At 67.1% G+C, this 19,875-nt stretch carries 17 protein-coding genes; 7 read left to right on the top strand and 10 right to left on the bottom strand.

Going from position 1 to position 19,875, the window contains the following annotated elements; translation table 11 throughout:
* Nucleotides 1-2 precede the first annotated feature (2 nt).
* The 4 genes from NJF35_RS17855 to NJF35_RS17840 all read right to left on the bottom strand — a co-directional run bounded on the left by NJF35_RS17855 (nt 3) and on the right by NJF35_RS17840 (nt 5,846).
* Nucleotides 3-2,990 carry a T6SS effector BTH_I2691 family protein gene (locus NJF35_RS17855; RefSeq protein ID WP_253091331.1) on the bottom strand — a complete coding sequence of 996 codons (2,988 nt, stop codon included), beginning with the start codon at nt 2,988-2,990 and terminating at the stop codon, nt 3-5.
* 214 nt (nt 2,991-3,204) lie between these two features.
* Nucleotides 3,205-3,789: a TetR/AcrR family transcriptional regulator gene (locus tag NJF35_RS17850; RefSeq protein ID WP_225790297.1), complete on the bottom strand. Its 585-nt coding sequence runs from the start codon at nt 3,787-3,789 to the stop codon at nt 3,205-3,207.
* 12 nt (nt 3,790-3,801) lie between these two features.
* Nucleotides 3,802-4,650, bottom strand: a complete 849-nt coding sequence (locus NJF35_RS17845; protein WP_225790298.1) for a 3-hydroxybutyryl-CoA dehydrogenase — start codon at nt 4,648-4,650, stop codon at nt 3,802-3,804.
* Between the two features lie 11 nt (nt 4,651-4,661).
* On the bottom strand, nt 4,662-5,846 hold the full coding sequence (locus NJF35_RS17840; RefSeq protein WP_225790299.1) for an acetyl-CoA C-acyltransferase family protein: 1,185 nt from the start codon (nt 5,844-5,846) through the stop codon (nt 4,662-4,664).
* A gap of 169 nt (nt 5,847-6,015) precedes the next feature.
* Here NJF35_RS17840 and NJF35_RS17835 point away from each other — a divergent pair, with 169 nt between their 5' ends.
* The gene (locus NJF35_RS17835; RefSeq protein ID WP_253081073.1) at nt 6,016-7,026 is read left to right on the top strand and encodes an AraC family transcriptional regulator; all 1,011 of its coding nucleotides are present in this window, start codon (nt 6,016-6,018) and stop codon (nt 7,024-7,026) included.
* A gap of 129 nt (nt 7,027-7,155) precedes the next feature.
* Here NJF35_RS17835 and NJF35_RS17830 read toward each other — a convergent pair whose 3' ends face one another.
* Complete coding sequence (locus NJF35_RS17830) at nt 7,156-7,593, bottom strand: carboxymuconolactone decarboxylase family protein (RefSeq protein WP_225790301.1); 438 nt, start codon at nt 7,591-7,593, stop codon at nt 7,156-7,158.
* Between the two features lie 208 nt (nt 7,594-7,801).
* Here NJF35_RS17830 and NJF35_RS17825 point away from each other — a divergent pair, with 208 nt between their 5' ends.
* A complete protein-coding gene (locus tag NJF35_RS17825) occupies nt 7,802-8,260 on the top strand; it encodes a nucleoside deaminase (protein WP_225790302.1) in 459 nt (152 codons plus the stop codon).
* Entirely contained in the window at nt 8,257-9,450 is a 1,194-nt protein-coding gene (locus tag NJF35_RS17820; protein ID WP_225790303.1) for a cyanate transporter, read from the top strand. Before NJF35_RS17825 ends, NJF35_RS17820 begins: the two co-directional genes overlap by 4 nt.
* Here the strand turns inward: NJF35_RS17820 and NJF35_RS17815 are convergent.
* The 5 genes from NJF35_RS17815 to NJF35_RS17795 all read right to left on the bottom strand — a co-directional run bounded on the left by NJF35_RS17815 (nt 9,443) and on the right by NJF35_RS17795 (nt 13,967).
* Entirely contained in the window at nt 9,443-10,876 is a 1,434-nt protein-coding gene (locus tag NJF35_RS17815; RefSeq protein ID WP_225790304.1) for a PLP-dependent aminotransferase family protein, read from the bottom strand. The genes NJF35_RS17820 and NJF35_RS17815 overlap by 8 nt on opposite strands.
* A gap of 90 nt (nt 10,877-10,966) precedes the next feature.
* Complete coding sequence (locus NJF35_RS17810) at nt 10,967-11,305, bottom strand: hypothetical protein (RefSeq protein ID WP_225790305.1); 339 nt, start codon at nt 11,303-11,305, stop codon at nt 10,967-10,969.
* Between the two features lie 233 nt (nt 11,306-11,538).
* On the bottom strand, nt 11,539-12,771 hold the full coding sequence (locus NJF35_RS17805) for a M20/M25/M40 family metallo-hydrolase (protein ID WP_225790306.1): 1,233 nt from the start codon (nt 12,769-12,771) through the stop codon (nt 11,539-11,541).
* Nucleotides 12,772-12,843: 72 nt separating this feature from the next.
* Nucleotides 12,844-13,161, bottom strand: a complete 318-nt coding sequence (locus NJF35_RS17800) for a DUF2388 domain-containing protein (protein ID WP_225790307.1) — start codon at nt 13,159-13,161, stop codon at nt 12,844-12,846.
* A gap of 146 nt (nt 13,162-13,307) precedes the next feature.
* Nucleotides 13,308-13,967: an HAD family hydrolase gene (locus NJF35_RS17795; protein WP_225790308.1), complete on the bottom strand. Its 660-nt coding sequence runs from the start codon at nt 13,965-13,967 to the stop codon at nt 13,308-13,310.
* Between the two features lie 93 nt (nt 13,968-14,060).
* Between NJF35_RS17795 and lexA the strand changes: the two genes are divergently transcribed.
* From lexA to NJF35_RS17775, 4 genes are read left to right on the top strand one after another with little or no spacing between them, the layout of a single operon-like run.
* Entirely contained in the window at nt 14,061-14,678 is a 618-nt protein-coding gene (gene lexA, locus NJF35_RS17790; RefSeq protein ID WP_225790309.1) for a transcriptional repressor LexA, read from the top strand.
* Nucleotides 14,678-15,298 carry a translesion DNA synthesis-associated protein ImuA gene (imuA, locus tag NJF35_RS17785; protein WP_225790310.1) on the top strand — a complete coding sequence of 207 codons (621 nt, stop codon included), beginning with the start codon at nt 14,678-14,680 and terminating at the stop codon, nt 15,296-15,298. Before lexA ends, imuA begins: the two co-directional genes overlap by 1 nt.
* Before the next feature lie 7 nt (nt 15,299-15,305).
* Nucleotides 15,306-16,724 (top strand): Y-family DNA polymerase, encoded by a 1,419-nt coding sequence (locus tag NJF35_RS17780; RefSeq protein ID WP_225790311.1) that lies wholly within the window; start codon nt 15,306-15,308, stop codon nt 16,722-16,724.
* Nucleotides 16,721-19,801 carry an error-prone DNA polymerase gene (locus NJF35_RS17775; protein WP_253081076.1) on the top strand — a complete coding sequence of 1,027 codons (3,081 nt, stop codon included), beginning with the start codon at nt 16,721-16,723 and terminating at the stop codon, nt 19,799-19,801. Before NJF35_RS17780 ends, NJF35_RS17775 begins: the two co-directional genes overlap by 4 nt.
* The last annotated feature ends 74 nt before the right edge of the window (nt 19,802-19,875 follow it).

Genomic DNA, 19,875 nt, shown 5'->3' with positions numbered 1-19,875 from the left:
TGTTATCGCTCTATTTTGAATTGGATTTGAATTTCGAGGCTTTTATCCAGTACGTGGTTAGGTCGATAGTTGAGGGTTAGGGTTGTGTAGCTGTGATTGTTTGTTTTATTTTTGAGATAAAGAATAATTCCGGACTTTGCTATGTGGCACTCTGGGTTGAGTGGGAGTACAGTCGCTCCTCGAGTAGAGTGCTGGCTCAAAGTTCCTGACCACTCGCTTTGCCCGATAATGAATCCAGGCAACAGAACAGTAAACTCAACTGTGGGCAGAGAGACAGAAATATCGTTATGGGTGATGGCTGTCCAGTTGGGAGGTGTCCAAGCATCGTTTTCTTTCCAACCACTGTTTAAATTATTTATGCCGTGCAGTTGTGAGTCTTTCGCTGTCAGTAGTCTTGGGGTGTATGATTCGAGGTGCCAGGCTCTTAATTCTTCTCTTAGGGTTTCAAAAAGAGGGAGTTTCTTTTCGTGATCAAGAATTATGTTGGGACGGAATTCGCCATCATTTAAGCGGTTGCCGAAGATGCTTCGGGCTGTCCAAAGCTCAATAGAGGTATGCAGACGTTCATGTGCCTTGGAATGAAGATATAATCCCCCAGCAACCACTGCTGCACCGAGCAATACAATCGCGGCAGCAGCCCATCCAGCAAAAGGTATTACAGATGTGGCTCCAGCGATCGCAAGCCCTCCCTCCAGGGTTAGGATGGAGCCAGCGGTTAAAGAAATACCTCCATACAATGTATATTTTGCAGAGGTTGAGTCTCCATTTTCTTTTTGACGCGCTGCTTTGAAGCCGTCAGAAAAGAATCCGAGAAATATTGCTGGGTATCCTGCTAAACGTGCGAATAAATTACTTCCCAGAAATCTGATAAATCCATTGCCAAACGCCATCCCAGGCGCAGTGGAACTCAACCTCAACATCAGCGCCTTTTGCATCGCCCGAACGCTCACCAGTGTCCCCGCCGCTGCGCCTATTACCCCGAAGATCGACGCGGCGAACCCCGCCGTGTATTCCGGTGCATCGCTTTTCTGCAAGTTCTGGTAGGCCGCTTTGAGCGAGATCACGTTGAACCACAGCATGCCGCTATTCAAACCGGTTCCAACCCCACCGGTGAGTAGCCCGACAAAGGTCGGCTTCACACGCAATGTGGTCGTGAGTTCGACCGCCACCGTCCGGCTCCCCGTGACCCGCAGCTGTTTCATCTCCTCGACTTGGGCCATTCCGCTTTTCAGGTACCGTTCCACCTCCTGGCTGAACGGATTCTCGCGTACGGCCTGGTCGGTGATCCGGTAGCGCGCCGCCAGCAGCCCCAGGGCTTTCTCGGCATTGGCTTCCTTGGCGGCCATCAGCACTTGTTGGCGCAGGGTGTGGCTGGCGTCCCAACGGGTGCGGCCGCGCATGCGCTTGAGCACCACGGCGCTGACGGACTGGGCGGTGAGGTCGGTGATGTCGGCAATGGCCGGGAAGCGCCCGGCCAGGCCCTCGATGACATTGTCGCTGCCACCCAGCAAGGTGCCGACCGTATCGGCTTTTTCCCTGAAGGGGTTGAACGGCGCCAAGGCCGTGTAGAGGGGGCTGTCGTGCTGGTCCAGCCATTGCTCGAGGCGCTTGAAGCGTCGGTCGTGGTCTTCGGTGCCGGGGACTGGCTGGGCCATGGGGTGGATCAGCAGGGCCAGGGCGATCTCCAACCCACGGGCGCAGGTCGGCTCGTCACGGTCATAGGATGACAGCGCGGCCGCCAGGCTGTGCGGGTCATCGATGTGGTGGGCCTCAGCGGTGGCCAGCCAGGTGTCGTGGTCGTCGCTGGCCTGCAAGGCAAGGTCCTGCAGGGCCTTGATGCGCTGCTCCAGTTCATCGCGCTCGGCCAGGAACTGCCGGTACTTGGCCGTGTCGATGCGTTGCCCCAGGCGTGCGCCCATGGAGGAGTAACGTTCATCGGTGAGGGCGCGGTAGCGGGCCTCGGCCCGGGACAGCGTACGCCCGGTCGCCTCTGACTGAAGCCGCTGCGCGGCCAGCTCCGGGGATGGGGATTCTGGCGGGTACAGGCTTTCCAGGGTCTTGTTCAGCAGCATGGCCACCAGGTTTCGATGATGGAAATCCCGGCTCTGCCGGCTCAGCCGTTCTGCATCGAGTTGGTAGCAAGGCGGTACGCCTGCCTGCTCGGAACCTTGTGCCGGCCTGGTGTGTTCAAGCTGCTCGACCGGCATCAGGTCGCGCAGTTGATGTTGGTAGGCCGAAACGGACAAGCTCAGGTCCAGGGTCATGCCTTCGGCATCGCTCAGCGCCACCACCGCCGGGATTTTCGGCTGGGTGCTGGGGTAGTGCCGGGCCATGGCGCAGAGGCTGCCGATGGGTAAGGTGTCGGTGAGCGGGTGGCTGCTCCAGGCCAGCGACATGCGCCGGTCCGTGGGCTTGAAGTCCTCGACCCAGGTTTGCAGGGCACTGACCGGCAATACATGGGGCTGGGTGGAAGGCGAGTGGTTGCCGGCGATCAGCTCGGCCATGTCCAGCGGGCGCATGTGCCGTTTGCGCAGCGCCACCGAAGCGCTGATGCGGGCGGTCATGGCGTTGCTCCACAGGTGTGGGCTGTAGCCGATCCACACCTCCTTGGCGGTGTCCTCGCAGGTGTCGGCCCATACCCAGGGCATGGTCCGGCTGGACAGATAGCGGTCGCGGCGGTGGTAGTGCTCCAGCCCTCGGTACCTGAGTTCCTTGTAGTAGCCCTCGCCATCGTATTCATGGATGACCAGCTTTTCGCCCAGGGGACCTTTCATGAACACGTAGATGTAGCCTGGGCGCAGGGCACGTAGGGTGTAGGCGCAGTGGTGCAGCGGGGCAAACCCTTGCTCCAGGTTGAAGCCCGAATCGGCGTAGCGGCAGGGTGGAGCATCGCCCATGCGTGGGACGATGGCGTAGCGCACGGGCAGGATGGGTACCCGTGCACTGCAGGCAGGGCCAGAGGTGGCGCTGCTGACGGAGGCGTCAGTCATGGGTGTTTTCTTCCTTGCAGTGGATCAGTGCTTGCAGCTCACGCAGGCGGGCCTGTGGCGGCTCGTCGAGGTGACCGAAAGCTCCGGACACTAGCGAGGAATCATTTTTAGAAGGAGCTTTGCGCTTCCTAAAATGCTGTGGGAAATTTCGTTTTTGATTTGAGCAAGGCGATATGCTCGTGGCATTTGCCCCTTTTAGCCGGAGTCTCGAACCTTACCTCAGCGTCCGCTCGATCCCTCCGAGCAGCAGGCTCTCCATCAGGCCAAGCCCTTCGCCCTCATCCAGGCTCCGTTCGCGCAACAACCCTGGCAGTTGATTGAGCAGTGTCGCCAGCACATGCCCTGTGGCCGCCAGCGCCTCTCCCTGCAACCGCGCCTGCGGTGCGATCAAGTGCAGCAGCCCCTTCTCGTACCGCTTGCGCAGCGCCGCCAGGCGCGCCTGCTGGTCCTCGTTGAGGCAGCAGAAATCCCGCTCGGCCAGGCGAAACTGCAAGGGCCGCTCGGCGTGCAATTGCCAGTGCGCGGCAATCAGGCAGGGCAAGGCCGCCTGCCCGCGGGCCAATGCCCGGCGGCCTTGGTCGAGGGTGGCCTGCAGTTCCTCGTAGAGCTCCTCGATCAGGTCGTAGAGCAGGTCTTGCTTGCTGGGGAAGTGGTGATACAGCGAACCTGCGGTCAGGCCGACATGCGCGGCCAGTTCACGCATGCTGACCTGGCCGAAGCCCTTCTCGGCGAAGAGCGCCATGGCCTTGTCGCGGCGCTCTTCGAAGCTCGCACAGCGCAGGGCGGCGTTGATCGGCATGGCGCTCGCTCCTCAGTAGGTGAAGAAACCGCGACCGCTCTTGCGCCCCAGGTAACCGGCGGCAACCATCTCCTTGAGCAGCGGGGCGGGGCGGTACTTGCTGTCGTTGAAGCCTTCGTGGAAGGCCTCCATGATCGCCAGCAGGGTGTCCAGTCCGATCAGGTCGGCCAGGGCCAGCGGCCCGATCGGCTGGTTGCAGCCCAGGCGCATGCCGGTGTCGATGTCCTCGGCGCTGGCCAGCCCTTCCTGGCGGACGAAGATGGCCTCGTTGATCATCGGCACGAGGATACGGTTGACCACGAAGCCTGGGCGGTTGCCGGCGGTGATCGGCGTCTTGCCCAGCTTTTCGGTGACCACCAGGGCCTGGGCATAAGTGCTGTCGCTGGTCTGCAGGCCTCGGATGATTTCCACCAGCGCCATCATCGGCACCGGGTTGAAGAAATGCACGCCAATGAAACGCTGCGGCTGTTCGATGCTGGCGGCCAGCTCGGTGACCGACAGCGACGAGGTGTTGGTGGCGATCAGGCAGTCGCTGGCAACGTTGGCCGCCACCTGCTGGAGGATGCGCTGTTTAAGCGCCAGGTTCTCGGTGGCGGCCTCGATCACCAGTTGCACGCCGCCGAGTTGGGCGTAGTCGGTGCTGGTGCGGATGCGCGCCTTGGCTGCCGTCGCCTGGTCGGCGTCGAGGGTGCCCTTGTTGACCTGGCGTTCCAGGTTCTTGCCCAGGGTCGCCAGGCCACGCTCCAGCGCGGCATCCGAGACATCGATCAGCAGAACCTGGTAACCCGCTACCGCGCAGACCTGGGCGATACCGTTGCCCATGGTGCCGGCGCCGATCACGGCGATATGTTGAATGCTCATGCGACGACTCCTCAAACGCGCTCGAAGACCACGGCGATGCCTTGGCCGCCGCCGATGCACATGGTGGCCAGGGCGTAGCGGCCCTGGATGCGGTGCAGTTCATGGATGGCCTTGGTGGCGATGATCGCCCCGGTGGCCCCGACCGGGTGGCCGAGGGAGATGCCCGAGCCGTTGGGGTTGACCTTCTCCGGGTCGAAGTCCAGGGCGCGGGCCACGGCGCAGGCCTGGGCGGCGAAGGCTTCGTTGGATTCGATCACGTCCAGGTCGTTCACCCCCAGGCCGGCTTTCTCCAGCGCCTTGCGGGTGGCCGGGATCGGGCCCAGGCCCATCAGCTCCGGCTCGACCCCGGCATGGGCATAGGCCACCAGGCGGGCCAGCGGCTTGAGGCCCAGGCGGCGTACCGCCTCGCCCGTGGCCAGGACCAGGCCGGCGGCGCCGTCGTTGATGCCGCTGGCGTTGCCGGCGGTGACACTGCCGTCTTTCTTGAACACCGGCTTCATGCTGGCCAGTTGTTCGGCGCTGGACTCGCCACGCACATGCTCGTCCACGGCGAACTGCACGCTGCCCTTGCGGGTCTTCAGCTCCAGCGGGACGATCTGGCTGTCGAAGCGGCCCTGGGCGATGGCGCGGGCAGCGCGGCGCTGGCTGGTCAGGGCCAGTTCATCCTGCATTTCCCGGGTAATGCCGTGCTTGGCCGCGACATTCTCGGCGGTGATGCCCATGTGGAAGTGTTCGAACGGGTCCTGGAGGATGCCGACCATGTAGTCGATGCCCTGTATGTCACCCATGCGCGCGCCCCAGCGTGCCTGGGGCAGCAGGTAGGGGCCACGGCTCATGGACTCGGCGCCGGCGGCCAGGGCCACGTCGGTATCGCCCAACAGCAGGCCCTGGGCCGCCGAGACGATCGCCTGCAGGCCCGAGCCGCACAGGCGGTTGACGTTGAAGGCCGGGGTTTCCTTGGGAACCCCGGCGTTCATCGCGGCGACCCGGCCCAGGTAGGCGTCGCGGGGCTCGGTGGGGATCACGTTGCCCATCACCACGTGGCCGATCTGCTCGGCGGCCACGCCCGAACGTTCGATGGCGGCACGGCTGATCGCGGTCGCGAGGTCGGCCAGGGCCAGGTCCTTGAGGGAACCACCGAAACCGCCGATGGCGGAACGGACTGCACTGACGACGTAGATTTCTGCGTTGCTCATTGGAGGCTCCGATTGCGAAGGCATGGCGGGAGCGGGCCAGGCTCTGCGAGAATGACCGGCGTTCCCGGGATGGGTCGAGTCTAGGCAAAGGCCAGGGCATGGCCTATGCCGGATCTGTTCAGTCAACCTGGCATTTTTTGCCACTCAGCATAGACAGCGAAAACCAGCCATGCGCGATAGCGATTCGGTCGCGGTGTACTTCCTCAATGCCATGGTCCACACCCTGCGCGAGCGCCCTGGCGAGCGTGACGAGCGCCTGCGTGCGGTGGGTATCGACCCGGCCCTGCTCGACCAGCCCCAGGCCCGCGTGCCGGCCAAGGCCTTCGCCCGCCTGTGGCTCGACCTGATCCATGCCCTGGACGACGAATTCTTCCGCCTCGACAGCCACGGCATGCCCCTGGGCAGCTTCGCCCTGATCTGCCGCGGGCTGATCCAGGAACCGAACCTGGAAAAGGCCTTGCGCCAGTGCCTGGGCAACTTCGCCCTGTTCCTGCGTGACTTGCACGGGACGTTCTCGGTGCGTGGCGGGCGCGCGGTGATCAGCGTGCAGTCGGACATCGCCGATCCGTTGACCCGTGTGTATGCCGAGGAGACCTACCTGGTGCTGGTGGTCGGCCTGCTGTGCTGGCTGGCCGGCCGGCGCATCGCCATCGATCGCACCGAACTGGCCGTGGCGCGTCCGGCGCAGGACGACGACCTGCTGCTGTGGGGCCCCGACCTGCGCCTGGGCAGTGGGCGCACCGAGGTGGAGTTCGACAGTGCCTACCTGCGCTTGCCGGTGGTGCAGGACCTGGCGGCGCTGAAGACCTTCCTGCGCAGCGCCCCCCAGGGGCTGGTGATCCGCTTTCGCAACCAGAACGGCCTGGTGGCCGAGGTCTACCGGCATTTGCGCGCCCGCCGCTACGGGCAGTGGCCGACCCTGGCTGCCATGGCCGGTCAGCAGGGCATCAGCGCCAGTACCTTCCGCCGCCAGCTGGAGCGCGAAGGGCGCTCGTACCAGCAGATCAAGGACGAAGTGCGCCGGGCCATGGCCTTCGAACGCCTGCGCGAGGGGGTGTTGAGCATCGCCGAAATCGCCGAGCAGACCGGCTTCCAGGAGCCCAGCGCCTTTCATCGCGCGTTCAAGAAATGGACCGGTCATAGCCCGGGCAATTACCGCGCGCGGCTGCTCGGGCGTTGAGCTGGGGCTGTGCTGGCGCATTGGGAGCGGGCGGTGGGCACGGCCTATGGGCAAGCGGCCCTGGATGGAACTGAAGGCCCCAATTGAGCGGGTTCGACCGCGAAGGGGCCTGCCCTGGCCGCGATCCGATCAGGCCGGCACCATGGCGAAACCCACGCCGAAGCGGTTCCAGGCATTGATGGTGGCTATGGCCAGGGTCAGGTTGGCCACCTCGGCCGGTTCGAAGTGTTCCAGCAGCGCTTCGTACTCAGGCTGCGGAGCACCCCGCTCGGGCAACCGGGTCAGGCTCTCCAGCCAGGCCAGGGCCGCGCGCTCACGGGGCGTGAAGTAACGGGTTTCCCGCCACACGCTCAAGGTCTGCAGGCGCGCCTCGGTCTCCCCGGCCTTGCGTGCATCGTTGGCGTGCATGTTGACGCAGTAGGCGCAGCCGTTGATCTGCGAGGCACGCAGGCGGACCAGCTCGAGCAGCGAGTGTTCCAGGCCGCTGTTGGCCAGGGCCTGTTCCAGGCCGATCATGGCCTGGTAGGCCTGCGGGGCGTGCTTGGCCCATTCGATGCGGTTGTGCATGGGGTACCTCCAATGGCTTGAGGGGTTGTACAAGGTGTGGGGAGTACCTTAGCGCCGCGCCGCGACCGGCCCGATAGCCAATCCCGCACTTTGCCAGGAGACCAATCTGCTCATTCGGCCGAGCACTGACTTGCATCCAATCTCTTCATTTCAGCCTGGGGCCCCGAGCCGGGATAATGACCGGGTCTTGCACCAGGAGAACGACCCCATGTCCGAAGAACGTTTCATGCGCGAAGCCCTCGACCTCGCTCGCGCCAATATCCAGGCCGGCGGCCGGCCCTTCGGTGCCGTGCTGGTGTACCAGGGGCAGGTGGTGGCCCGTGCGGTCAACGAGATCCACAGCACCCAGGACCCGACCACCCACGCCGAGATGCAGGCCATCCGCAAGGCCGCCCAGGCCCTGGGGCGGGCACGCTTGGATGGCGCGCAGATCTATGCCAGCGGCCACCCATGCCCGATGTGCCTGGCCGCCATGCACCTGTGCGGTATCGAGCGGGCCTGGTTCGCCTACGACAACGACGAGGGCGAGCCCTATGGCCTGTCCACGGCCGAGGTCTACGCGCAGATGGCCCGGCCACCCCAGCAGCAGAGCCTACCCCTGCGGCCGCTGAAGCCGGCCGGCGAGGCTGACCTGTACCGGCAATGGCAGCAGGCCCACCAGGCATGAGAAGCGCGCTGAACCTGCTGCTGGTGGTGCTGCTGGCACTGAACCTGCGGCCGATCCTCACCAGTATCGGCCCGCTGCTCGAGCCCATGCGCGCCAGCACCGGCCTGGGCTACCAGCAGGCGGCGCTGCTGACTGCGCTGCCGGTGCTGTGCATGGGCCTGGTGCCGCTGCTGCAGCCCTGGCTACGACGCTGGTTGAGCGAGCACGGCGGCATGCTCATGGGCCTTGCGGCCATCGCCTTGGCCTGCCTCTGGCGCCTAGAACTGGGCAGCGCCTGGGCGCTGATCGCCAGCGCGGTGCTCGCCGGGCTTGGTGTGGCCGTGGTCCAGGGCATGATGCCGGGCCTGGTCAATCGCTGGTTCCCTGGGCGCCTGGCGGCGGCCATGGGCGTGTACTCGGCGGCGCTGATGAGCGGTGGTGGTTTGGCCGCCGTGCTCGGGCCGCACATCAGCGGGTATTTCGGCCATTGGCAGGCCGGCCTCGGCGTCTGGGCGCTGCCGGCCGTGCTGGCGGTGCTGGCCTGGAGCGTCCTGCGTCCACGCCAGGGCCTGCCGAAACTGGCTGGCAGCGGGGGCGGGCACTGGTTCGGCAACCGTCGTGCCTGGTTGCTGGCGCTGTACTTCGGCCTGATCAACGGCGGCTACACCAGCATGGTGGCCTGGCTGCCGGCCTATCACCTGGAGCATGGCGGCACGGCCCAGGGCGGTGGTGAGCTGGTCGGCCTGATGACGATCTTCCAGGTTGCCGGTGCCCTGGGCCTGCCGCTGTTGCTGCGGCGCCTGGCGGACCGTCGGCCCGGCCTGTGGCTGGCGCTGTCGATCCAGCTGGGCGGCTTTCTCGGCCTGTTGCTGGCGCCGACGCTGGCCATGGGCGTATGGGTGGCGATGATCGGCCTGGGCCTGGGCGCCTGTTTCAGCCTGAGCCTGACCTTGACCCTGGAGCACCTCAGGACGCCCGCCGAAGCCGGTAGCCTGGCGGCTTTCGTCCAGGGCATCGGTTTCATCATCACTGGCATCGTGCCGTACATCACCGGTTGGCTGCGCGATACCAGCGGCGACTTCCAAGCGTCCTGGACATTGCTCACCGTCACGGTGCTGGCCATGTTGCTGGTGACCGCGCGCTTCGCCCCGCGTGGCTATTCCGCCGCCATCGCCCGGTCGCGGCCGGCGGCCCAGGCAGCGCTCAATTGAGGCCTTGCAGGGTATCGCGGACCCGGTCCAGGGCCGGGTCGATATCCAGCAGCTCGATGGCACCGAAACCCAGCAGCAGCCCCGGGCGCACCGGGGCCTCGCTGAAGAACGGCGCCAGGGAATAGAGACCGACCTCCACCTTGCGCGCCAGGCTGGCCAGCAGTTCCACGTCCACCCCCGGTTTGGCCAGGGCGCTGAGGTGAAAGCCGGCATTGGCCGGCACGGCCGTCAGCCAAGGCGCCAGGTCGCCTTCCAGGCGCATCAGGATCCGTTCGCGTCGGGCGCTGTAGATCTCGTGGCAGCGGCGGATGTGCTTGCTCAGGTAGCCTTCGCCGATAAAGCGTGCCAGAGCCCACTGTTGCAGGCTCGGGCTGTGCCAGTCGCTCAGGTGCTTGGCCACGCAGGCGGCTTGTAGCACGCTGGGCGGTAGCACGGCGTAGCCCAGCCGCAGCTCTGGCAGCAGCGTCTTGGAGAAGGTCCCCACGTAGGCCACCAGCCCATGCCGGTCGAGGCGCTGCAAGGCATCGTCGGGCGGCCCCTGGTAGCGGAACTCGCAGTCGTAGTCGTCTTCGATCACCACCGCCCCCAGCTCGGCGGCCCTGGCCAGCAAGGCCTCGCGGCGCGCTTGGCTCATCGGCATGCCCAGCGGGAACTGGTGCGACGGCGTCACGTAGATCAGCCGCGTGCCGTCGGCGATCCGCTCCACGCACAGGCCTTCGTCATCCACCGGTACCGACTGCAGGCGCGCGCCGAGGGCCAGCAGCAGCTGGCGCGCCGGTGGGTAGCCAGGGTCTTCCATGGCCACCTGGCAGCCGGGCTCGACCAGCACCCGGGCGATCAGGTCCAGGGCCTGCTGCGCGCCGTTGCACACCATGACGTCCGCGGTGCTGCATTGCACACCGCGGGCGAAGGCGATGTGATGGGCGATGGCCTCCCGCAGTTCGGGCAGCCCCTGGGCTGGGAACTGCCGCTGCGGGTGGCGCTGGCTGCGGCGCAGGGCGTAGTGCAGGCAACTGCGCCACTGGTCGAAGGGAAACTGCGCCTTGCTCGAGGCGCCCCCGACGAAGTCGTAGCGCGACGGCGCTTCCAGGGCCGGCCTGTCGAGCACGGTGGCGCGCTGGCGCCAACGCTCCAGGGTGTCGGCCGCCGCCAGGGGGATGGCCTGGGCTGCACTCGAGCGCAACGGCCGGCGTTGCCTGACGAAGGTGCCACGGCCGACCACGCCGCTGAGCAGGTTGTCGTAGGTCAGCCGCGAATAGGCTTCGGCCACGGTCTTGCGCGACACTCCCAGTTGCTGGGCCAGCAAGCGGGTAGGGGGCAGTTGGGTGCCGGCCGCGAGGTGGCCGCTGTCGATACTGGCGCGCAGTTGCTGGTAGAGCTGGTCGGCCAGGCCTTTGCGGCCTTGCAGGCGGATGTGCAGTTCCATGGAGCTGTCCGGGGCGGTTCGGGCCCCCAAGCTTCGAGCCTTGTGCCGCACGCTGCAAGCACAAACCCCGCGAGCCCGCTGGCAATGGCGTCAGAAGCGTGCCGTGCTGACCGTGATGTAGCCCTTCTCGGGCAGGGCGATGCGGATCACCGTCTCGTCGGCCGGTGCCTTGCGTTTTTGCTTGATGCGCACGCCGTCGACGGCGGCGGCGCGCATGCGTTCGGGGATGGCCCGGCCACTGGGGTCGAAGAAGATCTCGCTGGCCAGCAGCTCGATGCGCTCGATCAACTGGCGCGTACGTTCGTCGGTGGCGCAGAAGAACATCACGCCGGAGAGGTGCGGGTCGTCGTCGGGGTTGTTCACCTCATGGGCCAGGAGCTGGCGCAGGGCATCGCGCAGCTCGGCGGCGCAGCGGCAGTATGAATGCATGGCGGGAGGCCTCCTCTGGAAAGTGGGCTCGCGCCGGGCCGCTTGCTGCGGTCGCGACGCCATCCAGGGCGGATCATGTTTTCGTTGAGCTGTAGCGACAAGTAAGACGCTTCCCTACATGGCTTGGGAAATTTCGGAAGCTACCAGGCGAACGCCAGGGCCGGCCTTGATGCTGATCAAGACCAGCCCTGGCGTTCAGGTCGGGAGGCGGGGCCGGCTGGCGAGACACTTTTCTACTGCGCCAACCGCCTGATCATCGCCACCGTCAGGTACAGTCGTGGCGCGATGCTGGTCAGTTCGATGTACTCGTCGTCGGCATGCAGCCCGGCGCCGACCACGCCCATGGTTTCCAGCACCGCCGGTTTGGCACTGCCTGGCACATAGGCGTAGCCGGCATCGGTGCCAAAGCGCATGGCGATAGGTTCGAGGCTGCGGTCGACCTGGCCATACAGCTCGCGGGCGGTTTCGGCGAGCTGGCTGGAGCCCTCGTTGCGGGCCAGGGGTGGGCGGCCCTTCTCCAGGGTGACGGTGGCCTGGGTGTCCTCGATCAGCCGCTTTTGCGCGATGCGCGAGGCGTCGGCCGCCACCCGTTCGGTTTCGCCCAGGTCCGAGTAGCGCATGTCCGCCTCGGCGGTGGCCAGGTTGGGGATGATGTTGGCCTTTTCGCCAGCCTGGGCCAGGGTCCAGTTCACCGTGGTGCCTTTGCTGGCGTCGCCCAGGTCCTTGAGTTGCAGGAGCTGGTGCGCCAGTTCCGTCAGGGCGTTGCGGCCTTGCTCGGGCGCGGAGCCGGCATGGGAGGAGCGGCCCTTGACCTCCAGCTTCAGGCGGTTGATGCCGTTGGTGGCGACGGTTACGGCGTCCTTGTCTGGCGGTTCGTAGGAGAAGACGTAGTCATGCTTGCGTGCCAGCTCGGCGATGATCTGCTTCGAGCCGGCCGAGCCCATTTCCTCGTCCGGGTTGAACAGCACGGTGAGGGTGCGGTAGCCCTTGAACTGTTGCTCCTGCAGGAGCTTGAGCGCATGCAGGATCATCGCCACGCCGCCCTTGGCATCGGCGACGCCGGGCCCGTAGGCACGCTCGCCCTCGATGCGAAACGGCCGCTTGGCCGCCGTGCCGGGCCCGAACACCGTGTCGTAGTGGACCATCAGCAGGAAGTCTTTGCTGCCGTTGCCCTTGAAGGTGCCGACGATGTTGTCGCCCACCGAGGGCTTGGCCGGGTGGGTCTCGACGGTGGCACCCAGGGCGCTCAGGCGCTTGGCCAGCTCGGCACCTATCTCGGTCAGGCCGGGCTCGGTGCCTGTGCCGGTATCGACCGAGACCAGATGCTTGAGGGTATCCAGGTAGGCAGGTTGTTCGGCCTGGGCCTGTTTGAGCAGGTCCTGGGCGGAGGGTTCGGCGGCGATGGCGCCGGTGCAGGCGACGCACAGGGCAAGCGCCAGGCTCAGGGGTGGGCGTGATAGTGGCATGGGCCTCGATCCTTGATTGTATGGTCTTGTTGCCAGGTTCAGCCTAGACCCTGGCCTGGCCTTGGCCAGGCATTATTGATCGCTCAGCGGGCCGTCCTGCGCCAGCAGCGCCTTGGCCAGTTCCTCGTCGCTGGCCTGCAGGCCCGGGTTGGCCTTGCGTGCCTGCTCCAGTGCCGATTCCACGTAGGCACCGCGGATGGCGCCGCCGCTGGCGATGAAGGCCGACAGCTCGTCGCGGGCGGGAATGATCCGTTTGTCGTCCTTGAAGGTCGAGTACAGCGAGGCGGAGATCCCCGCCGAGGTGGCGACATCGCCCGCGTCCACACGGGCCAGGGCCGAGCCTGCGGGCAGCAGGAGCAGCAGCGAAGGGACGAGCAGTAAGTGGCGCATGGCAAGACCTCCGGAACGGGTGAAGCCCAAGGAATTTACTGCATGCAATTATGAGCGGGGCAGGGGCGTCGGAGTTCCCTTTGGCGTTTCGCCAGGCCAGGGGGCGCTGGGGCTGCGCAGCAGCCCCAATACCGCCTCAGCCGGCCTCAGCCCTCCATCCCCTCGATCAAGGCCCACAGCCGTGGATCATTGAAGTCCTCGATCACCAGTTGCGCCCCGGCGGCGAGCAGGCGCTCGCTGGATTGGCTGGTGGCGATGCCCACGGTGAAGATCCCGGCCCCGCTGGCGGCCTTGACGCCCGGCAGCGAGTCCTCGAAGGCCAGGGCTTGGCCGGCCTTGGCGTCCAGGCGCTGCAGGCCGGTCAGGTAAGGCAGGGGGTCGGGCTTGGGGCGCAGCAGTTCCTCGGCCACTAGCACATGCCTGAAGCGGCCCTGCAGGCCCATGGCCGCCAGCATGTGCTCGGCGTTGAGCCTCGGCGCATTGGTCACCACGCACATGCCGATGCTGCGCACCTGCGCATACTCCAGCAGGCGGGCAAGCCCCGGCATGGGCTCGAGGCGTGGGGACAATTCGCGGAACAGCGCCTCCTTGCGCTCGGCCAGGGCTTGGCGCAGCTCGGCGCTGGCCGTGGGGAACAGCTCGGCGAACAGCGCGCCATTGGCCCGGCCGCTGACCTGGGCATCGAACTGCGCCTGGCTCAACTCGCGGCCGTCGTGCTCGCGCAGCAACTGGCGGAAAGCCTGCAGGTGCAAGGTGTCGGTGTCGGTGAGGGTTCCATCGAGGTCGAACAGCAGGGCGGTCAGCATCGGGCATCCTGGCGGGGAAAACGTCAATGCTGGGCATGATAGTCAAAGCCGACGACGAAGGGGGCTGTTCACCGTTTCACGAAAAGAGTACAAATGTACTCCATGGACAACATGACCCCCAAACGCCGCGCCATCCTCGAGTTCATCCGCGAACGCATCGCCGACCACGGCCAGCCGCCGAGCCTGGCCGACATCGCGCAGCGTTTCGGTTTCGCCTCGCGTAGCGTGGCGCGCAAGCACATCACCGCCCTGTGCCAGGCCGGCTTCATCGAGGTCACGCCCAACCAGGCGCGTGGCATTCGCCTGGCCGAGCCTCTGCGTCGCCCCGAGATCCTGGAAGTGCCCGTGCTCGGCCAGGTAGCGGCCGGTGCGCCGATCGGCCCCGACCTGGGCATCCACGAGCAGTTGCTGCTCGACCCCAGCCTGTTCCGCCGTACCCCCGACTACTTGCTCAAGGTGCGTGGCGACTCGATGATCGACGACGGCATCTTCGACGGTGACCTGGTCGGTATCCGCCAGCAGGCCGAGGCACGCGACGGCCAGGTCGTGGTCGCCCGGCTGGACGGCGAGGTGACCATCAAGCGCCTGCAGCGCGTGCCCGGCGGCTACCGCCTGTTGCCGCGCAATCCGGCCTATGCGCCGATCGAGGTGGCGCCGGGCCGGGAGTTCTTCATCGAAGGCGTGTTCTGCGGCTTGCTGAGGCGCGACTGATGGGCGCGGTGGTCGATCTCGACAGGTTGCTCGACCAGCGTCGGGTATGGCGCGGTCGCCAGGCCCAGGCGCGCCCACTCGGCCAGCAGCCCACCGGCCATGCCTCGCTAGACGAGCGGTTGCCCGAAGGTGGCTGGCCGGCGGCGGCGCTCAGCGAATTGCTGTTGGCCAGCCCTGGGTGTGGCGAACTGCAGTTGCTCTGGCCGAGCCTTGCACGCTTGACCGGCGAAGGCGGCCGGGTGGTGCTGGTGGGCCCGCCCTTCATCCCCTATGCACCGGCCTGGCAGGCGGCAGGGGTGGACCTGCGCGGGGTGGTCCAGGTGCAGGCGCGGCAGGCCGATGCCTTGTGGGCGGCCGAGCAGTGCCTGCGCTCCGGCAACTGCGCGGCGGTGCTGTGCTGGCCCGAGCGTGCCGACGACCGCGCCTTGCGCCGCCTGCAGGTGGCTGCCGAGGCTGGTCAGGCCCTGGCCTTCGCCTGCAGGCCGCAACAGGCCGCGCACAATCCCTCGCCAGCGGCACTGCGCATCGCCATCGACGCCCGGCCGCCTCAGTGGCGAGTGCTCAAGTGCCGGGGCGGTCTGCCACCGGTCATGCCGATCGCCTGCCCGCAGTGGAGGTGACGGCGCCATGCTCTGGGCCTGTATCCTCTTCCCCCAACTGGCGTTGGACACCGTCCTGCGCGAGCGCGACGACCCCGATTCGCCGCTGGTGCTGATCGCGGGACCGTCCCAGCGGCGGGTACTGCAGGCGGTCAATGCGGCGGCCGCCAGGCTCGGCTTGCGTGCCGGGCAGACCTTGACCGCCGCCCGAGCCCTGGCCGATGGTTTCGCCTGCGTCGAGACAGACCCGGCACGCATCGAGCAGGTGCAGCAGCTGTTGGCGGCCTGGGCCTACCGTTTCAGCGGCCAGGTCAGCCTGCATTACCCGCGTGCCTTGCTCCTGGAGGTTGGCTCCAGCCTGCAACTGTTCGGCCCCTGGCCTTCGTTCGAGGCGCGCCTGCGTCAGGAGCTGGGCGCCCTGGGGCTGCGCCAGCGCATCGTCCTGGCGACCAACCCGGTGGCGGCGCGCATGCTCGCCAACGGCCACGATGGCCTGGCCGTGACCCGCCCCGAAGAGACCCGCGCGGCCCTGGCCAGCATGCCGGTCGGGCGGGTCGGCCTGCCCACGGAGGCGGCCGAGGCGTTCGCCCGCATGGGCCTGCGCCGGCTCGGCGAGGTCCTGGCGTTGCCACGCGATGCCCTGGCCAGGCGTTTTGCCGCCGACGTGCAATTGCACCTGGACCAGTTGCTCGGCCTGCGCAGCTTGGGGCTGGACTTCCATCGCCCGCCGGACCGCTTCGAGGCACGCCTGGAGCTGAACTTCGACGTCGAGTCGCACCAGGCCCTGTTGTTTCCCTTGCGCCGCCTGGTCAACGACCTGGCCGCGTTTCTTGCCGGCCGCGATTGCGGGGTGCAACGCTTCGAGCTGTACCTGGAGCATGCCGACGGGCCGGACACCCGGCTCAAGGTCGGCCTGCTGGCGGCCGAGCGCGATGCCGCGATGCTGTTCGAGTTGGCCCGTGGTCGCCTCGAACCGCTGCGCATCCCGGCGCCGGTGCGCAACCTGCGCCTGCTGGCCGAGGACCTGCCGCCCTTCGTGCCCCAGCATCGGGCGCTGTTCGAAACCCGGGCGCAGCAGGCCCAGCCGTGGGAGCAATTGCGCGAACGCCTGCGGGCGCGGCTGGGCGACGAAGCGGTCAAGGGCCTGCGCGCCGAAGCCGACCCGCGCCCCGAATGCGCCTGGCAGCTGGCAGAGCAGGGCGCCCAGGGGGCCGTGACGGTCGCGCCTGGCAGCCGCCCCGGTTGGCTGCTGGCCGAACCCCAGGTGTTGCCGCAGGCCGGCCTGCGCCTGCTGGGCCAGGCCGAGCGCATCGAGTCGGGCTGGTGGGACGGCGGCGATGTGCGTCGCGACTACTACTGCATCGAGACCCGCGATGGTTTGCGCGGTTGGGCCTACCACGACCTGGCCCGGCCCGGCCCGCTGTGGCTGCAGGGCTGGTTCGCATGAGCGCACCGGCCTACGCGGAGCTGCACTGCCTGTCGAACTTCAGCTTCCAGCGCGGTGCCTCCAGCGCCGACGAGCTGTTCAAGCGGGCCCATGAGCAGGGCTACCAGGCCCTGGCCATCACCGACGAATGCACTCTGGCTGGCATCGTTCGTGCCTGGCAGGCTGCTCGGCAACACCCACTGCATTTGATCGTCGGCAGCGAGGTGCGCGTGCACCAGGGGCCAAGGCTGGTCCTGCTGGTCGAGGACCTGGGCGGCTACCAGAACCTCTGCGCCTTGATCACCCAGGCGCGGCGGCGGGCGGAAAAGGGCGACTACCAGCTCCTGGCCGAGGACCTGCAGGCCCATTGCCAAGGCTTGCTGGCGCTGTGGATCGCCGATGAACCGAGCGATGCGGCGCCTGGGCAATGGCTCAAGAGCCTGTTCGGCGAGCGTCTGTGGCTGGGGGTGCACCTGCACCGGGGCAGCGACGATGCCGGCCGCTTGCAGCGCCTGCGTGCCCTGGCCGGGCAGTTGGGGATCCGTGCGGTGGCCTGTGGCGACGTGCACATGCATGTGCGTGGCCGCCGGGCCCTGCAGGATTGCATGACCGCGATCCGCCAGCACTGCAGCGTGGCCGAGGCCGGCCGCTACCTGTTCCCCAATGGCGAGCGCCACCTGCGCTCGCGCGAGCAGTTGGCCGAGCTGTACCCGGCCGACCTGCTGGCCGAGACCCTGGCCATCGCCGGGCGCTGTCGTTTCGACCTGGGCGAGCTGAAGTACCAGTATCCCCGTGAGCTGGTCCCGCAGGGTCACACCCCGGCCAGTTGGCTGCGCCAGTTGTGCGAGCAACGCTTGCCCGAGCGCTGGCCCCAGGGGCCGAGCGCCAAGGTGCGCAAGACCCTGGCCAGGGAGCTGGCTCTGATCGAGGAGCTGGGCTACGAAAGTTATTTTCTCACCGTCCACGACATCGTCGACTTCGCCCGGCAGCAGGGCATCCTCTGCCAGGGCCGGGGCTCGGCCGCCAACTCGGTGGTGTGCTTCGTGCTGGGCATCACCGAGCTGGACCCCATGCAGCACCGGCTGCTGTTCGAGCGCTTCCTGTCCCGCGAGCGCAACGAGCCGCCGGACATCGACGTGGACTTCGAGCACGACCGCCGCGAAGAGGTGATCCAGTACGTGTTCCGTCGCTATGGCCGGCACCGGGCCGCACTCACCGCGGTGGTCAACACCTACCACGCCGCCGGTGCGGTGCGCGACGTGGCCCGGGCGCTGGGGCTGCCGGCCGACCAGGTGGATGCCCTGGCCAAGTGCTGCGGGCGCTGGAGCGACCGCATCCCCGGTGCGCAGCGCCTGGCCGAGGCTGGCTTCGAGGCGCAGAGCCCGTCGCTGCGGCGCATCCTGGTGCTGGCCGGCGAGCTGATCGGGTTTCCCCGGCACCTGTCCCAGCACCCCGGGGGCTTCGTCATCTCCGAACAGCCGCTGGACCGCCTGGTGCCGGTGGAGAACGCCGCCATGCCGGAGCGCACGGTGATCCAGTGGGACAAGGACGACCTCGACCTGGTCGGCCTGCTCAAGGTCGACGTGCTCGCTCTGGGCATGCTCAGCGCGCTACGGCGCTGCTTCGACCTGATGGCCCGGCACCGTGACCGGCACCTGAGCCTGGCGACCATCCCGGCCGACGATCCGGCCACCTACGCCATGATCAGCCGTGCCGAGACCATGGGCGTGTTCCAGATCGAGTCGCGGGCGCAGATGGCCATGTTGCCCCGGCTCAGGCCACAGACGTTCTACGACCTGGTGATCGAGGTGGCCATCGTCCGCCCGGGGCCGATCCAGGGCGATATGGTCCATCCCTTCCTGCGCCGGCGCCTGGGGCAGGAGCCGATCAGCTACCCGTCGCCGGCGCTGAAGGCGGTGTTCAAGCGGACCCTGGGCGTGCCGCTGTTCCAGGAGCAGGTGATGGAGCTGGCCATGGTCGCTGCCGACTACAGCCCCGGCGAGGCCGACCAGTTGCGTCGCAGCATGGCCGCCTGGAAGCGCCATGGCGGCTTGGAGCCGCACCGCGAGCGGCTGGTCCGCGGCATGCTGCGCAACGGCTACGACCAGGCCTTCGCCGAACGCATCTTCGAGCAGATCAAGGGGTTCGGCAGCTATGGCTTTCCTGAGTCCCATGCCGCCAGCTTCGCCTTGTTGTGCTACGCCAGCAGTTGGCTCAAGTGCCACGAGCCGGCGATCTTCACCTGTGCCCTAGTCAACAGCTGGCCCATGGGGTTCTACAGCCCCGACCAGTTGTTGCAGGAGGCGCGTCGCCAGGGTGTCGAGGTGCGGCCGGTGGATGTGTGCCACAGCGAGTGGGACTGCACCCTGGAGCCGATGGGGCAGGGGGCGCTGGCGATCCGCCTCGGGCTGCGCCAGGTGCGCGGTTTCAACGAGGCCGACGCCCGGCGCCTGGAGCAGGCGCGGGCGCAGCGGCCCTGGCGGGACATCGAGGACCTGTGCCTGCGCGCTGGCCTGGACGGGCGCGCCCGTGCCCGCCTGGCCGATGCCGGTGCCCTGCGCACGCTGGCCCGTAACCGGCACCAGGCACGCTGGCAGGTGGCGGCGGTGCAGGCGCAACTGCCGTTGTTCGCAAGTGTGCAGGCCACGCCGGAAGCGCCGGTGGCATTGCCGGCGCCGACGTTGGGCGAGGACCTGCTTGCCGACTACGCCACCCTGGGCACTACTCTGGGGCCGCATCCGCTGGCCCTGCTGCGCTCCCGCTTGCGGGCGTTGGGCTGTCGCAGTTCCGGTGAACTGGCCGGGGTCGGGCATGGCGACAGCATCGCCGTGGCCGGGCTGGTGGTGGGCAGGCAGCGGCCACAGACCGCCAGCGGGGTGACCTTCGTCACCCTCGAGGACGAACACGGGATGGTCAATGTGGTGGTCTGGCGCGACCTGGCCGAACGCCAGCGCAGGGCGCTGGTGGGGGCGCAGTTGCTCAAGGTGAGTGGGCGGCTGGAGCAAGAGAGTGGCGTCAGGCACCTGGTCGCCCGACGGCTGGAGGACATCAGCCCCTTGTTGCAGGGGCTGGATGTGCGCAGTCGGGATTTCCATTAGGGCAAGCGACATTGCTCGCTTTTCAGGGTGTCAGGGCTGGCTTATTCGCGGGCAGGCCCGCCCCCTTGGTAGCC

Source organism: Pseudomonas guariconensis (genome assembly GCF_024127895.1).
Classification (GTDB): domain Bacteria; phylum Pseudomonadota; class Gammaproteobacteria; order Pseudomonadales; family Pseudomonadaceae; genus Aquipseudomonas; species Aquipseudomonas guariconensis_B.
The sequence above is the reverse complement of the archived record's forward strand: the minus strand, read 5'-3'. Positions and strand labels throughout refer to the sequence as shown.

Excerpts from the sequence above, each read along its gene's own strand:
- NJF35_RS17855 (WP_253091331.1), bottom strand. The coding sequence starts at position 2,990 with ATGACTGACGCCTCCGTCAGCAGCGCCACCTCTGGCCCTGCCTGCAGT.
- imuA (WP_225790310.1), top strand. The coding sequence starts at position 14,678 with ATGGGCGCGGTGGTCGATCTCGACAGGTTGCTCGACCAGCGTCGGGTA.
- NJF35_RS17830 (WP_225790301.1), bottom strand. The coding sequence starts at position 7,593 with ATGCACAACCGCATCGAATGGGCCAAGCACGCCCCGCAGGCCTACCAG.
- NJF35_RS17825 (WP_225790302.1), top strand. The coding sequence starts at position 7,802 with ATGTCCGAAGAACGTTTCATGCGCGAAGCCCTCGACCTCGCTCGCGCC.
- NJF35_RS17815 (WP_225790304.1), bottom strand. The coding sequence starts at position 10,876 with ATGGAACTGCACATCCGCCTGCAAGGCCGCAAAGGCCTGGCCGACCAG.
- NJF35_RS17820 (WP_225790303.1), top strand. The coding sequence starts at position 8,257 with ATGAGAAGCGCGCTGAACCTGCTGCTGGTGGTGCTGCTGGCACTGAAC.
- NJF35_RS17840 (WP_225790299.1), bottom strand. The coding sequence starts at position 5,846 with ATGAGCAACGCAGAAATCTACGTCGTCAGTGCAGTCCGTTCCGCCATC.
- NJF35_RS17810 (WP_225790305.1), bottom strand. The coding sequence starts at position 11,305 with ATGCATTCATACTGCCGCTGCGCCGCCGAGCTGCGCGATGCCCTGCGC.
- NJF35_RS17780 (WP_225790311.1), top strand. The coding sequence starts at position 15,306 with ATGCTCTGGGCCTGTATCCTCTTCCCCCAACTGGCGTTGGACACCGTC.
- NJF35_RS17835 (WP_253081073.1), top strand. The coding sequence starts at position 6,016 with ATGCGCGATAGCGATTCGGTCGCGGTGTACTTCCTCAATGCCATGGTC.
- NJF35_RS17800 (WP_225790307.1), bottom strand. The coding sequence starts at position 13,161 with ATGCGCCACTTACTGCTCGTCCCTTCGCTGCTGCTCCTGCTGCCCGCA.
- NJF35_RS17805 (WP_225790306.1), bottom strand. The coding sequence starts at position 12,771 with ATGCCACTATCACGCCCACCCCTGAGCCTGGCGCTTGCCCTGTGCGTC.
- NJF35_RS17795 (WP_225790308.1), bottom strand. The coding sequence starts at position 13,967 with ATGCTGACCGCCCTGCTGTTCGACCTCGATGGAACCCTCACCGACACC.
- lexA (WP_225790309.1), top strand. The coding sequence starts at position 14,061 with ATGTACTCCATGGACAACATGACCCCCAAACGCCGCGCCATCCTCGAG.
- NJF35_RS17850 (WP_225790297.1), bottom strand. The coding sequence starts at position 3,789 with ATGCCGATCAACGCCGCCCTGCGCTGTGCGAGCTTCGAAGAGCGCCGC.
- NJF35_RS17775 (WP_253081076.1), top strand. The coding sequence starts at position 16,721 with ATGAGCGCACCGGCCTACGCGGAGCTGCACTGCCTGTCGAACTTCAGC.
- NJF35_RS17845 (WP_225790298.1), bottom strand. The coding sequence starts at position 4,650 with ATGAGCATTCAACATATCGCCGTGATCGGCGCCGGCACCATGGGCAAC.